Here is a 13,854-nt window from a genome sequence, read left to right as displayed (position 1 = left end):
TCAACCCCTGCCAGTAAAAATGCGTTGTGTTTTTAGTCTTTTATGTTTTGTAGCAGCTCTTGATAAAGTTGGTAATTTTTGTCGTCAAAGCAGCAAAAAATCACTCTCTCAGGCAAGGGGTGGGTCTTTAAATAATCCGTAACTGCACGGAACGCCACTTGCGCTGCTTCGCGCTTGGGATAACCATATACCCCCGTGCTTATGTTGGGAAAGGCAATACTTCGCAAGCCCTTTTCGCTTGCCAAAGCGAGGCTGTTGGTATAGGCTTCTGCCAATAGCTTGGCTTCTTGCTGCCCACCACCATGCCATACTGGTCCTACGGTGTGAATGACATGGGCAGCAGGTAAGTTGCCTCCGCTCGTAATCACGGCTTTGCCCGTATCGAGTTGCCCAATTTTTGCGATGATTGCCTTGCACTCTTCCAATATCTGCGGGCCACCGGCACGGTGAATGGCACCATCCACGCCTCCGCCACCCATCAATGAAGGATTGGCTGCGTTCACTATGGCATCCACCTTCAGACGGGTAATGTCGCCTTGCATTACTTCTATTCTGTCTTTCAATTTCATAGCTTATGTTGTTAAAACCAAAAACTACTCTACTGTCTTCAGTTTCTGTTGTGTGCGTCGCAACCATACAGGTAGTATCAATATTCCCAGCAGCAGATAGGGATAATAAGTGAGCAAGCGCCAGAGCACCCCCACGGTGCCGCTGAAGCTGCCTAAAAACTCGGAATACAGCTCTGTGAAAAAGTACTCGGCAGTACCGGTGCTGCCGGGCGTAGGTGATATGAGCATGCTTATCCATAAGACTATCTGCCTGCCAAACACAAGCAAATGGTCCTGTAGCGACAAGTCAATAAATGTTTCCATCAGAAAATTCAAAGTGACATAACGGGCAGTCCATATAAATAAGGTGAATCCTGCCGCCTGCAGCCAGTAAGCGACGGGCTTGCCTTTGATTTCTCTTGAAGCTATGATAAGGTCGTTGCCTGTGTCATAGGCAGCTTTGCGCCAGCGTTTGAGCCAACGGAAGGCGGTGATTTTTAGCAGCAGCCACTTCACCACACGGGGACGAGCTAAAAGACCGAATGCCATGAAAAAAGTGTACAAAGCAATGAGTAGGTAGCTAAACCAAAAAGTCCACTGCATGGTTTTGTTGAAACTACCTACAAATACCTCACCTTGTGAAAACCAAATGGCAAGTGGGGCAGCAAAAATAAAAAAGGCGTTGTCGAGCACTGCCGTGAGCAACACATAAGCCAGTGCTTTACCAAACCGGATACCCTCACGGTTGAGAATAAAAATAGCGACAGCCGTACCGCCCACTACCGAGGGCGTGACAGCCGAGGCAAACTCCCACAAGAGAATACTGTATAGGCTGCCACGCCAGCCGAGTTCTTTTTGAGATAAATAACGGATGCGCGCAGTATATCCTCCATCACGTACGAGGAGCGCAGCTATGGCTCCCAATAGTGCCGGCAACGAGGCTTGCCAGAAATATTGCCATTGCGAGGGCTCATAGGTCCAGTAGAAAATAACCACGGTTGAAAGTAAGCCAATAAGCAACGGAATAAAGGTACGCTTAGGACTTAGCTTGCGTAAAATGTCTTGTTCTTGGATTTTCATAAAGCGATGCTTTGCTGCAACAGAACAAAGGTACAAAGATTCAAAAAAAGCATCTGTGTGAAGCGAGTGCCTCTTGACAAATGCTTAAGTTTGCCTTCAAAAACTCGAATGAATAAAGAGGTTATAGTTGTTGGTGGTGGTGCTGCCGGCTTTTTTGCTGCTATCCACATTGCCCGCAGTGGCTTGCCGGTTACTATTCTCGAAAAAACACCCAACTTGCTCAGTAAGGTGCGTATTTCGGGCGGAGGGCGTTGCAATGTGTTGCCTGCCTGCTACGACGTAGAGCAATTGTACCTGCACTATCCCCGTGGGGGGCGCTTCCTGCGCAAATTATTTTATGAATTCGGACCACGTGAAGCATATGAATGGTTTAGCCGTCAAGGCGTAGCCCTTAAAACAGAAGCCGACGGACGAGTATTCCCGGCTTCTGACAGCTCGGAAACCATCGTGCAGTGCTTGATGCGGGCAGCAGAGGAGGCAGGAGTGAAGGTGTGTACACGTGCCGATGTGGTAGAACTGAAGCCAGCAACTGAGGGGCAATGGTCGGTTGTGCTTGCTTCCGGCAAAAGCCTACCGGCAGCAGCTGTGGTGCTTACCACAGGAGGCGGCAACAAACACAAACACTATGCATGGATAGAATCGCTTGGGTTGTCGGTAGTTCCGCCAGTGCCCTCCTTGTTTACTTTCAACATAGAAGATGCCGCTTTGCGGGGACTGCAGGGGGTGAGTGTGCCTGCTGCAAGGGTAACCCTGCCTCAATGGAAAATGACTGAAGAAGGACCTCTTTTAGTTACCCATTGGGGTATGAGTGGACCTGCCGTCTTGCGCCTGTCGGCATGGGGCGCGAGGCTTTTGCATGAAGCGGCTTATCAAACGCAGGTGCGAGTCAATTGGATAGGGGTGCTCCCTGCTGTCATGGAAGCCCGCCTGCGTGAAACCATAAAGCAAAATCCTGATAAAAAACTGAAAAATACCTATGTAGGCTTACCTAAGCGTTTGTGGGTATATCTTTGTCAGCGGGCTCAACTATCAGAAGAAATTACATGGAAACAACTCTCAAACAAGCAATTACAGACGCTTTTGTGTTTGCTGTGTGCCGATGAGTATGAAATTAGTGGAAAAACCACATTTAAAGAGGAGTTTGTAACCTGTGGAGGCGTGGATTTGCGGGAAGTGTCTGCCAAGACCATGATGAGTAAAAAGCTACCGGGGCTGTTTTTTGCCGGTGAAATCCTCGACATAGACGGCATAACAGGCGGTTTCAATTTTCAGGCTGCATGGACTACCGCTTACATGGCTGCCACGGGCGTTAGGCGCTTCTTGTTTGGATAAAAGCCGCATTATATTGTGCGTTTGTGTGATTTTGTAAAAATTTTTGAAGATTATTTTTGCTTTTGCAAAACTTTTTATAGAATTGCAACGTACTTATGGTACATGATGCTTATTAAAAGTTTAACTAAAAAGTACGTTGTTATGAACAAACGCAATCTCTTTACCGCAGCCGGCTTGGCTGCATTCTTTGTGGCTTCTTGCTTAACAGGCTGCAAACAGCAGGAAGAAACCATGACCCCTGCACCCACTTCCGATGTACAAGTGGTGGAAAGCAGCGATGCCTATGAAGGGCGTTACATCGTAGTGTTCAAAGACGAGGTAGCTGCCACCTTCCGCAGCCGTATTCCTGCTGAACCCAACCGCCGTGAAGGCAAACTGGAGTACTCCCGCCGTGTGGAAGAACTCGCACGCGAGGAAGTAAGCCGCCTGTTGGCAGAAGTGGGTATTCAACGCGACAAATCAACCCTCGACAATGTGTACGGCAATGTGTTTTTAGGTTTTGCTGACCAGCTCTCTGCTGAGGAACTGCGCATCTTACGTCAAGACAGTCGCGTGGCTATCATAGAGCCAGACCGTCCGGTTTTCTTGGAGCCGGTAGAAGTAAAAGAAGGTACCAATGCGGCACAAACCACCCCCTGGGGCATCACCCGTGTAGGCGGTGCGGTAGAATCTACCGGATTGTCTCGCTGGGCTTTCGTCATTGATTCTGGCATTGACCTCACGCATCCCGACTTGAACGTAAATACCCAGTATAGCCGTACGTTTGTAGGTGGAACCCCCACTGACCAAAACGGTCATGGCACCCACGTGGCAGGTACTATTGCCGCTAAAAACAACTCTTATGGCGTAGTAGGAGTAGCTGCCGGTGCTACTGTGGTGTCTATACGTGTGTTTGGTGCCAGTGGACAAGGCTCTACTTCAACCATCATCAATGGTGTGGACTATACTGCCAGCGTAGTAGTACAAGGTGATGTAGTAAACATGAGCTTGGGTGGTGGGGCTTCTACCTCCTTAGACAACGCAGTGAAAAATTTGGCTTCCAAAGGCGTATATGTTGCCGTGGCTGCCGGTAATAGTTCTGCCAATGCTAACAACTACTCACCTGCGCGTGTAAACTACTACAATTCTTCTAATGGCGGTAAGGTGCTGACCATATCTGCAATGGACAGCCAAGATCGTTTCGCCAGCTTCTCGAACTATGCTAACCCACCGATTGATTTTTGTGCACCGGGTGTGTCTATCTACTCAACCTACAAAGGCGGCAGCTATGCTACCCTTAGTGGTACTTCTATGGCTACTCCGCACATTGCAGGTATCATGCTGGTAAACAATGGTGCAGTATATACCAGTGGCTATGTCAAAAACGACCCCGACGGAAATCCCGATCCTATAGGGCGCCGTTAATAATGATTACTTCAAAATAGAAACGGGGGTGCTCGTAGGGCACCCCGTTCTTTTTTCTATGCTCTGTTTATATCGTGATTTAATGGAAACAAAGCTCTAAACGTACTGCCTTCTTGTGAAGTTTGTATCAACTCTATGTCACCTCCTATTTCATTGACCATCTTTTTGCAAAGTGCCAAGCCAATGCCTGTTCCTTTTTCGTTTTTGGTACCGTAGGTACTTTTCTTTGTATTTAAATCGAATATTGTGGGCAACACTTCTTCTGGAATGCCTCTACCTTCGTCCCGCATTGTTATGGCAGCTTTGCCCGGTACAGCTAACCCGCTTCCTATGTACACTTTACCGTTTTCGGGGGTGAATTTGATGGCATTATGCAACAAGTTGCGTATGACAAATTTGATAATATGTATATCGGAGTGTAATTCTATATCTTCCCCGCTTGGCTCATACACCAGTTGTATGCATTTATGCTCTGCCATAGGGCTGAGTAGCTCTATACTCTGTACGATGACTTCGTTTAAATAGAAGCTCTTTTCTACACTCTCCTCTTTGACCACCTTGACGACCCAGTCGTTGAGTGCATTCCATAGCTCTACCAAATATTGAATATTTTGCTGCATCTCATGCAACATGGTGGGAGGTACCAAAGCTTTGATTTCGTCAAGGTGCTCTACCAGCTGAATGAAAGCAGCAAATGAATTGAGCGGCGACTTCATGTCGTGGTTGATAGCACGCAATAGAGTGTAGATGCTGTCGAGTTTTTCTTTGGCAGTTTTGGGGTGTTTCGAAGCTCCGTTCATGGCATAACTCAGCTGTATAGAGCGGCGCGTCAGTATGCGCTCCACAATTTCTCTCTTTTCCTCGAATATAGCGTTTAACCGTTGTAAAATCAAATTCTCGGCTTCTTCTATGACACGGAGGGCATTGGTGCTACGAATGGGCTTGTTCCGGTTGCCGCCAAGTACCTGCTTCACATACACATATTGCAGACTCAGGGTATTAGCTATTTGTTTTTGGTCTCCACTTTCCAATAGCTCTCGTATCCATAAGGCATAGAGGGGGGATACTTCATACCGTTTAGAGAATGAGTTCTTAAGCTGCTTTTGCATAGAATAGATGGGTTATGATGTAATGGCACTTTTAAGCACTATTTTTAATTGATAAATATTTTTACATTTGCATACTAAATGGGTTTTAAAATATGCATCGTGCCTATGTGTCCTGTTATTGAATATTAAAGTTGTAATAATCGTCCAAATTTATTGGAAAATAAAGAAAAAAACAACCTTTTGAAACCGACTGGCAGTTTTTGAGACTGACATCACTATTAAACTGGAAAAGAGATATGCTTTATTTAGGTAAAAACATTCGATTTTTAAGAAAAAGAAAAGGTTGGACGCAAGAAGACCTTGCCAATAGAATTGGAAAGAAAAAAAGCATCATCGGCAACTACGAAAAAGGCGTTACCGAGCCTAATCTGGCAATCCTTATGCGCTTGGGTGAACTTTTTGGGGTGTATTGGGCACATTTGGTAGATTGTGACCTTAGTGGTGAGCCGCACGCTTCGTTTTTGTCTGATGAAATACAAAGACAGATAGGAGAGTATCGTCGGCAAATAGAGCGCTTGGAGCAAGAAAATCGCCGATTGGAAGAAAAATTACGCCGGTTGGAGTAGCTGCAGCACCGGCTGAATGGGGGATGCACCAAGCCATTTTACTTGTAGAGGCAGGTAGTAGCAGCCGCTGTCTTTTAATTGCTTTTGCCAGAGGGGCATGTTTTTAATTTTGGCAAAGTCTTTTTCTGTCGTAAGTAAAGAGGCGCCTTGGTGTTTCTGTAAGCTGCGCAATACACTTTGCAGCGTATGGTCATTGTAGTTGTGGTGGTCGGCAAAGGCAAGGTGCTCTTTTATCTTAAACCCGCATGACGCTGCTGCCTTTTCAAAGAGCGAGGGGGTGGCAATACCCGATAGAAGCACCACCTCGCTTTTACAGGGCGGGCTTCCCTGCCATACAGCTTTGACGCTGCCATAAGCATAAGTAGAAAAAAATACTGGTTTGTCCCCCGTATAACGTCTTATTTGCTTTTCTATTTCTCTTTGCTCTCTTTCAGAAATGTCTGCCGGGCACTTGCTGACTATGACAATGTCTGCTTGCCGGGCTCTGCTGCGCAGGTCTCGCAAATCACCGGCAGGAAGCATGAAATCCCTGTAAAATGGGCGGTAATAATCGCATAAAAGTACATAAGCAGTGGCTTCTAAGGCACGATGTTGAAAGGCATCATCAAGGATGACTATTTCCGTATCTGGGTGTTGGACAAGCAGCGCCCGGATGGCTTCTATGCGTCGGCTGCCTACGCTTAAACCGCTTATTTTTTCTTTGTATTTCATCCATATTTGATAAGGCTCATCGCCTATGTCTTCTGCACGCGTGTTTGCATCGGCTACTACCACGCCACGGCTTTGGCGTTTATAGCCACGGCTTACTACCCCCACGCGGTACCATTGGCTTAGGCTTTTTATAAAGAACTCGGTATGAGGTGTTTTGCCTGTACCCCCCACTGTTAGGTTGCCAATGCAGAGGGTGGGACGGTCTGCCCGCTCGCTTTTGAATATGCCCCAATCATACAGCAGGTGCCGTACCCGCACTGCCAAAGCATAAAATGGCACGAAAAGCCAGCCTATGCTCCGGCGCAAGCAGTATATGAAAAGATTTTTCATCTTATCACTCTCCAATGACTTCTATGTTGAAAGGTGCAGGCAAGAAGCAAAGCAACAAAATCAGAAGGCTTAGCCAGCCCAAGAGTTGTCGCCCTCTGCCGATGGGGGCTTCCATGTACGCTGTGGGATGATAAATCCCCAAAAAGCGCCCTAAGATAAAGATAAACACCAGCCAGCCACTGTATCCTTCGGCTTGAGGAAAAAGCCAAAGAGTAGCAAACTGCAAGAACACTACCGATAGTGCCAGCGTAAGCCGATGCATGGGGAAAGGCGAGGTAGAGTAGAAGCACAGATATAAAAAGTAAACATAAAGTGTCAGGTGTATCAACAAGCGGGGAAATGGAGTGTAAGGACTTACCAAACCCAAGCCTGCGTAGTATAAAAAACCATAAAATAAAACAACAGCTGTACGGTTGAATAACTTGGGACCCAACAAGCCGTAGAGGATATGCCCGCCGTCTAACTGCCCTATGGGTATTAAATTCAGGGCGGTAAACAGCATGACAATATAAGCGGCTAAAAGGTAAGGATAATGCATCATCTCACGCGTGTCAGGAATGCGGCTGCTGTCTTTTACCCAATAGCGCTCGGCAAGTAAAAAAAGCAAGGGTTTTTGCAGGCTCACCAACAGCTTGGGTGTGCCCGTGCTGTCTGCTTCGTATGCATATTTGCTGTAGTCGTCGCCATAGATTTGGTATCCTGGCATCTCTTTGTATTCAGGGTGTATGTCCAGAACATAAGAACGGGGGGGCAGGTGGGTATAGCCGTAATACAGGATGCCCAAACCCACAATAAAGCCTGCCAATGGACCTGCAATGCCTACATCAAAAAATTGCTTGCGGCTGCGCATGCGTTCTTTGATACGAATGAAGGCACCCATAGTACCGATGCTGCTGCTCAGGTCAAAAAACCAAAAGGGAAGATAGTATGGCAACGTTACCCGGATACGGTAATAGCGTGCTGTAAAGTAGTGCCCAAACTCATGAAAACTCAGTGCCAAAAGTAAGGGGATTGAGTAGTGAAAACCGTCGCTCAGAGTACGGCTGTTGACCCAGTCCGAAATGCTACCATTGCTCCAGTCGAGAATAGGCTTGCCATGTATCCATTCGGCACCAGCAAAGGTGGTGGTTACCAAAGTGATGACAAACAAAAGCAAGTGTATGCCTCCTTTGGATTTATGTTTTCTGTATCTCATAGGTTGAAAACTTGGCTGTGTTGAGCTGATTTTGTGGTACATGAAGGGTATGCATGCCCAGCTGCGCCGCCGCTTCTATGTTGGCAGCACTGTCGTCAATAAAAAGAAGCTCGTTGGCTTTTGTGCGGCTCGTTTCAAGCACATATTCGAAAGCACGGGCATCGGGTTTGGTGTATCCTATTTCATAAGAGAAAAACAAGGCGTGAAATAATTCGTAGAATGAGGTGCTGTGCTCTTGTTGAAGCATCTGTTCTATGCATTCTATATGGGCAGGGTTGGTATTACTCAGTAGCATGAGACGATAGCCGGCAGCTTTGAGTTTTTGCAACAGGCGGATACGTTCGGCAGGGATATCGAGCAAAAGAGCCATCCATGCTTTTTCTATTGCTGCCTCTGTAACCTCGGGGCGCATGTACTGTTTCAAGGCGGCGTAAAAATCGGAGGTGTTTATTTCCCCGCATTCATATGCATGGAAAAATGGAAGCTTGGCAAGGGCATTCCAATCTTTCAAGCGGTCGTGATATGCTGGCTGCAAAAGTGGAGTAAAAGCTCGTATGGTGCGCTCAAAATCTATATTGATAATAACGCCACCCAAGTCAAAAAGCAAATTTGGAGGTAACTGCACGTCTTTTTTGCGTTGGTTGTTGCAAATATCTAAAACAATGTGTGCATTTGCTAATGTCGTTGTATATGTGTGATGAAATGTTTTTTAGCCTTCCGAAGGCTATTGAGTATAATGACTGAATAGCAAGGTTTTAGCTGGTTTGAGAATTATTTTTTTGGTGCTATTGTTGCAAGTTCAAATATGATTACGTAAAATTGCACTCGAAATCACGTGCAAGAGCGTGATGCGGACCCTTAGCTCAGCTGGTTAGAGCACCTGACTCATAATCAGGGGGTCGCTGGTTCGAGCCCAGCAGGGTCCACAGTCATAAGCTACCCTTTACACAAGGGTAGCTTTGTTTTTTTGCAATGGATGCAAGCCTTGCGGCACTCAAGCCAAAAAGGAAGCCCCTATATATAGAGCTTCCTTTGCATTTTTGAACTTTTCTTAAACCGTATTTATTTAGTTGCGCTTCAAGAAAGCACGCAGCATCCACAAGTCTTTCTCTTTGGCTTTGATGTCGCCTGCCAACATATCGACAGTACCTTCATCTTCTGTTTCTTCGGCAGCTTTCAGTGCCTCACGCTCAAGAGCCACTATCGCCTGTATGTTTTCGATGAGGGTAGCAACCGACTCTTTGTCGCTACGCACATTTTTTGCTGCTTTGATGGCAGCATGTTTCATGTAATCAGCAAAAGTGTGTAGTGGAGTTCCGCCCAAGGTCAAGATGCGCTCTGCTATGGTGTCTATCATCTGCTGGGCAGCAGTATAAAGCTCTTCAAACTTAGCGTGGAGGGTGAAAAAGTTTTCCCCTTCGATATTCCAATGGAAACCTCGTAGGTTTTGATAATACACTTGGTAAGTAGCCAGCAGGGTGTTCAGTTTTTCAACGACAGCTGTAGTAGCTTTGTTTTCCAGTCCGATATTGTTTTCCCGTATTTTTTCCATAGTACTAGTGGTTTTTAGATGAAACATTTGTTCTGTATGCTTACTGCATAATATAATAAATTATCCTTGATAATAAAAGTTTCTGATTACACTTTTACATAAACTGAAAAAACAGATAAAGATAAACCCATATACCCCCTATGAAATGCCAGTAAACAACGAGCAGTCGCAGAAAAAGGCGGTTGGGAGGGTTCATGGCATAAATGAAGGCGTCCACGTAGTTTAGCTTAAGCAGCGAGATAGCGAAGAAATACAGCAAAGCCAGTAGCCCTATGCCCAAGTGTGCCAAATGCAGCACTATCAGCACAAAAAACAAACTATGGAGCGGGGTGCTGCGCATCAGCTCAAGGTTCTGTTTGTAGAGGCTTTCCCAGCCTTGCCATTGGCAAAAAGCAAAAGCGAGCGAAAGTATGAGGGTAGTGCCCAGCAAATAACGATAGGCAAAGTAGGCATCTTGCAAAAAGGCTTTGTATGCTTGTTGCAGCGTGAGGCTGCTGCATACAATGACGAAAGTGCTTATGCCAAGCAAGCGGGGCACTTCAAAAGGAAGTGCCGGAATCTGAAGGCGGTATTTTAAAAAGACCGCACTCAGAAAAACAAACATAATAGAAATGCCTATAAGCCCTAACCACAGCATAAAACTGAGGGGCTCGCGCCTTTGGGTTACTTTTTCTAAGAAAGAGCTATTTTTTTCCATAAGATGTGCTTGGTGTGGATATGCTCTTTTAATAAAAACAAAAAAAGAAGTTACAGGTTCGAAAAAGGCAAACAAAAAGGCAACCTGGAGGTTGCCTGCATGCTTATGGTGACTGCACAACTGTCGATTGCTGTTAGTCGCCGTCGCCACTGTCATAAGTGATATACAATCCAAGCAATGAGCTCATGTCGCTTTTAAAATAGCGTGTATGCTTGAGCATCTCTGTGTGTAGTGCTACAACCGTTGTGTATTGCGTTTCGATGAGGGTAGAGAGTCTTGCCTGACTGTCGAGTGCGTCCAGTTTTTGATAAATGCTTGCCAGTTGAGCTTCTGTGTTGTCGGAGAGCTCTTTGCCTCCTGCTACAGCCAGCAGGTAGTCCTGAAAGCCCAAGCCGTCTTGCCCGTTGGCACCTACGCCCCGCCAAATGTTTTCTATGGCTTTCATGTTGGCACGAATCATCTCAATCGATACACCACTGTAATATGCCTCTACGTACATAGGTGCGGGCGAAGTCATTGGGGCTTTTTTCCCCAATGGAATGCCCAGCTTAAAGTTTTTTATACGTTCGTAGCCCAGGTTGAATTCGTTGAACAGCAGAGTAAGAGAGCTGCCGGCATCCGTGCCGTCGTTGTCAATGAAAGAAGCTTTTCGTTCTCTCCAGCGTTCGCGTGTTTTTTCTATCTTCAGCACCAAATGGTCGGCAACCGCTTTTAAATACAGGCGGCGGTTGCTGTTGTTTATAAATGCATCTATGATGGCTTGCTGATTGCCGTCGGTGCGGAACAGCAGATAATCCATAGCCAAAAAGCCCCGAGTATTTCGTTGGAAGTTGGCAAAGCTGTAATTCCCTTGGCTGATGTATTGCTCAATGAGGTTGCTGTCTGCTGGAAATACGCCTATTTCCTCGAATAAACTTTTATCGAGTGTATTGGGCTCAATCAGAAAATCGAAGTTATACATGTTGGCAGACTGCCATACCGTATATGTTTGCTTCCATTGCGCCTGCAAGCTTTCCAGCGTGTTTAGTGAAGGGGCATCTACAAAGCTTTGGGTAGCCTTCTGTAGGCGCTTGGCTTCATTGTACAGGCTGTCAAAAGCTGGAGTTATTAGATTGTTGGCTATGTTTTCGAGCAATCCGCGCCGGTCAAAGTTTTGCGGTTGACCTTCTTTTTTGGAATCGCAGGCAGTCAAACCAATTAAATAGATGACCGATAGGGTATGGAGTAGGAGGGAAGTAAGTCTGTTCATGAGTGAACGGGGTTTAGAGAAACATTTACCATAGAATAGATATAGATACTGAAAACCAAATGCACCAAAGGCATACTTGCGAGCATGCCTTTGGTGGCTGAAAGAAACGCTTGATTTATCTGCCTTGTTGAACCACCCAGTCTTTTTTGAAGTCTTCCAGGTCTGTATTGCTGAAGCCATATATTTCTTTTATTTTGTTAATGGCTTCGGTCAGCTTGCCTACTTGGTTGAAAGTATCAGTTACGAATAGGTAAGCAGAGGCTTCACTTTCTGCGGGAGCTTTCAAAATATTTAGAATCTCATCGACTTGGCTGTCAGTAATGATGCGTGCATTCTGAGGCAAGCGACGCCATCCGTGCAAGAAACCTACTGCTTCTGCATGGGCGTGCAGTGCATTTGCCAAATCGTTGTCGGAAGGAGAGGTGGCAGTCAATCTATTTTGGGCGTTGTACAGGTAGTTGATGATGGTAGCAGCACAAGATTTTTCCCAGTTGGTAAGATATTCTTTTAGGGCTGCACGCAGCTCTGCATCATAAGCTTTGCCCGCTTTTACCGCTGCCTGCGCTTTCAACAGAGCATTCTTAATGTTGGTGTAAAAGCCTTTGCCATCGTTTTTGTCACGCTTGGCAGCATATCTAGCAGCATATTTGTCGGGGTACTGGTGTTTGCTTTCGTCGCTGCTGTTCGGGAACGAAGGGTGAGCGCCAAAGATAGCCACCAGACGGTCGATGTCGGCAGGGGTAAGCTCTGTTTTCTGAGTGATGCCATAGGCATGATGGTAGAGCGCTGCTTCAAACAAACCTTTTTCTATGAGTTCTATCAATTCCAAGCCGCCTTCTTCAAACAAACGTCCACCAAAGAAACCACCTTTCCCGTTGGCAGCTCTGCCTTCGGTTTTCATGTCATAGGCACCACCGGTGCTGGCAGCAGCTACCTCTTTCAGATAGCTCAGTACCTGTGTGTTGTAGTAAGCCGAAGTAGCGCTTTGCAATTTGCTTCCCTCATAGAGGGCTTTCAGGGCAGCCTCGTCCAAGGGGTTGCTTTCCGAAGCTGCTTTGATGGCAGCTTTCAAATCATCTAAATTTTTTAAAATGGCTTTCTCTTCAACGGTATTGGCTTCATAATTAGCCGACTCGTAAGTAGAAGGTATGCTCAAGGGCGCCTTTTCGTCGTCTTTTTTACATGCGCTGAGCCCTAAAACTGCGATGCTTGCGGTCAGGAGAATCTTTTTCATAGATGTTTTTATTTTAATTTAGACTTGTTTTAAATAGTGATGCAAAGTAAATGTTTATTTAGAATAAATACAAATAATAAAAACCAAAATTTGCAGAACACCCTCAAAAAGAAGAAATTTGTCTTTGTAAATCAGAGCACTGACGTTTTATGAAAAAAATACTCATTGAACCGCATTATTTCCCGTCGCTTGCTTTTTGGGCGTGTTATGTGCAGGCAGAAAAGGTAGTATTGGACATCCATGCCTATTATGAGAAGCAGTCTTATCGTAATCGTTGTGAGATACTTACCGATAAGGGCGTGTGGATGTTGTCGGTGCCTGTGCGCAAGCCATGGAAGCGCCCGCTGCATGCCATAGAAATAGACAACCGCCATGCTTGGCAAAAAGACCATATCCGTGCCATAGAGGCGGCTTATCGCAAAGCCCCTTTTTATGAATACTTTGCCCCGGAAATTCTGACAATTCTGCAGGAGCCCATAACAACCTTGCTGCAACTTCAGCAGAGAATTATGACAACTTGTCTCAAACTTTTGCAGCTTCCCAATCGTTTTACATACAGCACAGACTACTATGATGCTGCCCAAGTGGCTGATTTAGAGATAATAGACATGAGAAACGTGTTGCATCCGAAGAAAAAAACAACTTTAAACATCCGCTGGGAGCCTTATATGCAGAACTTTGGTGCTAAATTTGTACCAAATCTAAGTATCTTGGATTTACTCTTTTGCATGGGACCTGCTGCCAGGTTGTATCTGCAGCAAGGCGTGAAGCTCTCTTTGAGCGAAAGAGTAGCATTTTGATTTGATAAATTAAGTGTGAAAGCGTATATTACAACATTAAATTTGTT

General features: G+C 45.8%; 14 protein-coding genes and 1 tRNA gene. 5 read left to right on the top strand and 10 right to left on the bottom strand.

All coding sequences use genetic code 11. The annotated features are described in order from the left end of the window. Positions 1–32: 32 nt before the first annotated feature. Together FHS56_RS03265 and FHS56_RS03260 are read right to left on the bottom strand one after the other, a co-directional pair. Positions 33–569, bottom strand: a complete 537-nt coding sequence (locus tag FHS56_RS03265) for an O-acetyl-ADP-ribose deacetylase (protein WP_166918442.1) — start codon at positions 567–569, stop codon at positions 33–35. Between the two features lie 24 nt (positions 570–593). Next, entirely contained in the window at positions 594–1,628 is a 1,035-nt protein-coding gene (locus FHS56_RS03260; protein ID WP_166918441.1) for a lysylphosphatidylglycerol synthase transmembrane domain-containing protein, read from the bottom strand. 108 nt (positions 1,629–1,736) lie between these two features. On the opposite strand from FHS56_RS03260, the gene FHS56_RS03255 reads away from it, so the two are divergent. Continuing rightward, positions 1,737–2,960: a BaiN/RdsA family NAD(P)/FAD-dependent oxidoreductase gene (locus FHS56_RS03255; protein ID WP_166918440.1), complete on the top strand. Its 1,224-nt coding sequence runs from the start codon at positions 1,737–1,739 to the stop codon at positions 2,958–2,960. A gap of 141 nt (positions 2,961–3,101) precedes the next feature. Beyond that, positions 3,102–4,364: a S8 family peptidase gene (locus tag FHS56_RS03250; RefSeq protein ID WP_166918439.1), complete on the top strand. Its 1,263-nt coding sequence runs from the start codon at positions 3,102–3,104 to the stop codon at positions 4,362–4,364. Positions 4,365–4,420: 56 nt separating this feature from the next. Here FHS56_RS03250 and FHS56_RS03245 read toward each other — a convergent pair whose 3' ends face one another. Then, the gene (locus FHS56_RS03245) at positions 4,421–5,473 is read right to left on the bottom strand and encodes a sensor histidine kinase (RefSeq protein WP_166918438.1); all 1,053 of its coding nucleotides are present in this window, start codon (positions 5,471–5,473) and stop codon (positions 4,421–4,423) included. Between the two features lie 236 nt (positions 5,474–5,709). Between FHS56_RS03245 and FHS56_RS03240 the strand changes: the two genes are divergently transcribed. After that, positions 5,710–6,039: a helix-turn-helix domain-containing protein gene (locus FHS56_RS03240; RefSeq protein ID WP_166918437.1), complete on the top strand. Its 330-nt coding sequence runs from the start codon at positions 5,710–5,712 to the stop codon at positions 6,037–6,039. Here FHS56_RS03240 and lpxK read toward each other — a convergent pair. The 3 genes from lpxK to FHS56_RS12030 are packed head-to-tail and all read right to left on the bottom strand — an operon-like array spanning position 6,022 to position 8,900. Then, positions 6,022–7,080, bottom strand: a complete 1,059-nt coding sequence (lpxK, locus tag FHS56_RS03235) for a tetraacyldisaccharide 4'-kinase (RefSeq protein ID WP_166918436.1) — start codon at positions 7,078–7,080, stop codon at positions 6,022–6,024. The genes FHS56_RS03240 and lpxK overlap by 18 nt on opposite strands. Positions 7,081–7,084: 4 nt before the next feature. Further along, the gene (locus tag FHS56_RS03230) at positions 7,085–8,275 is read right to left on the bottom strand and encodes a site-2 protease family protein (RefSeq protein ID WP_166918435.1); all 1,191 of its coding nucleotides are present in this window, start codon (positions 8,273–8,275) and stop codon (positions 7,085–7,087) included. Beyond that, entirely contained in the window at positions 8,256–8,900 is a 645-nt protein-coding gene (locus FHS56_RS12030) for an HAD family hydrolase (RefSeq protein WP_166918434.1), read from the bottom strand. Before FHS56_RS12030 ends, FHS56_RS03230 begins: the two co-directional genes overlap by 20 nt. A gap of 227 nt (positions 8,901–9,127) precedes the next feature. On the opposite strand from FHS56_RS12030, the gene FHS56_RS03220 reads away from it, so the two are divergent. Further along, positions 9,128–9,201: transfer RNA gene (locus FHS56_RS03220), tRNA-Ile, on the top strand. Positions 9,202–9,341: 140 nt separating this feature from the next. Here the strand turns inward: FHS56_RS03220 and FHS56_RS03215 are convergent. From FHS56_RS03215 to FHS56_RS03200, 4 genes are all read right to left on the bottom strand, one after another. Continuing rightward, complete coding sequence (locus FHS56_RS03215) at positions 9,342–9,827, bottom strand: Dps family protein (protein WP_166918433.1); 486 nt, start codon at positions 9,825–9,827, stop codon at positions 9,342–9,344. A gap of 94 nt (positions 9,828–9,921) precedes the next feature. Next, a complete protein-coding gene (locus FHS56_RS03210; protein WP_166918432.1) occupies positions 9,922–10,524 on the bottom strand; it encodes a cytochrome c oxidase subunit 3 in 603 nt (200 codons plus the stop codon). 133 nt (positions 10,525–10,657) lie between these two features. Further along, positions 10,658–11,773: an imelysin family protein gene (locus tag FHS56_RS03205; RefSeq protein ID WP_166918431.1), complete on the bottom strand. Its 1,116-nt coding sequence runs from the start codon at positions 11,771–11,773 to the stop codon at positions 10,658–10,660. A 115-nt stretch (positions 11,774–11,888) separates the two neighbouring features. Continuing rightward, the gene (locus FHS56_RS03200; protein ID WP_166918430.1) at positions 11,889–13,007 is read right to left on the bottom strand and encodes a hypothetical protein; all 1,119 of its coding nucleotides are present in this window, start codon (positions 13,005–13,007) and stop codon (positions 11,889–11,891) included. A 149-nt stretch (positions 13,008–13,156) separates the two neighbouring features. On the opposite strand from FHS56_RS03200, the gene FHS56_RS03195 reads away from it, so the two are divergent. Continuing rightward, on the top strand, positions 13,157–13,807 hold the full coding sequence (locus FHS56_RS03195; protein ID WP_166918429.1) for a WbqC family protein: 651 nt from the start codon (positions 13,157–13,159) through the stop codon (positions 13,805–13,807). The last annotated feature ends 47 nt before the right edge of the window (positions 13,808–13,854 follow it).

The sequence above is a fragment of the Thermonema lapsum genome (assembly GCF_011761635.1).
GTDB classification, from domain to species: domain Bacteria; phylum Bacteroidota; class Bacteroidia; order Cytophagales; family Thermonemataceae; genus Thermonema; species Thermonema lapsum.
This window is presented reverse-complemented; position numbering and strand designations above follow the sequence as displayed.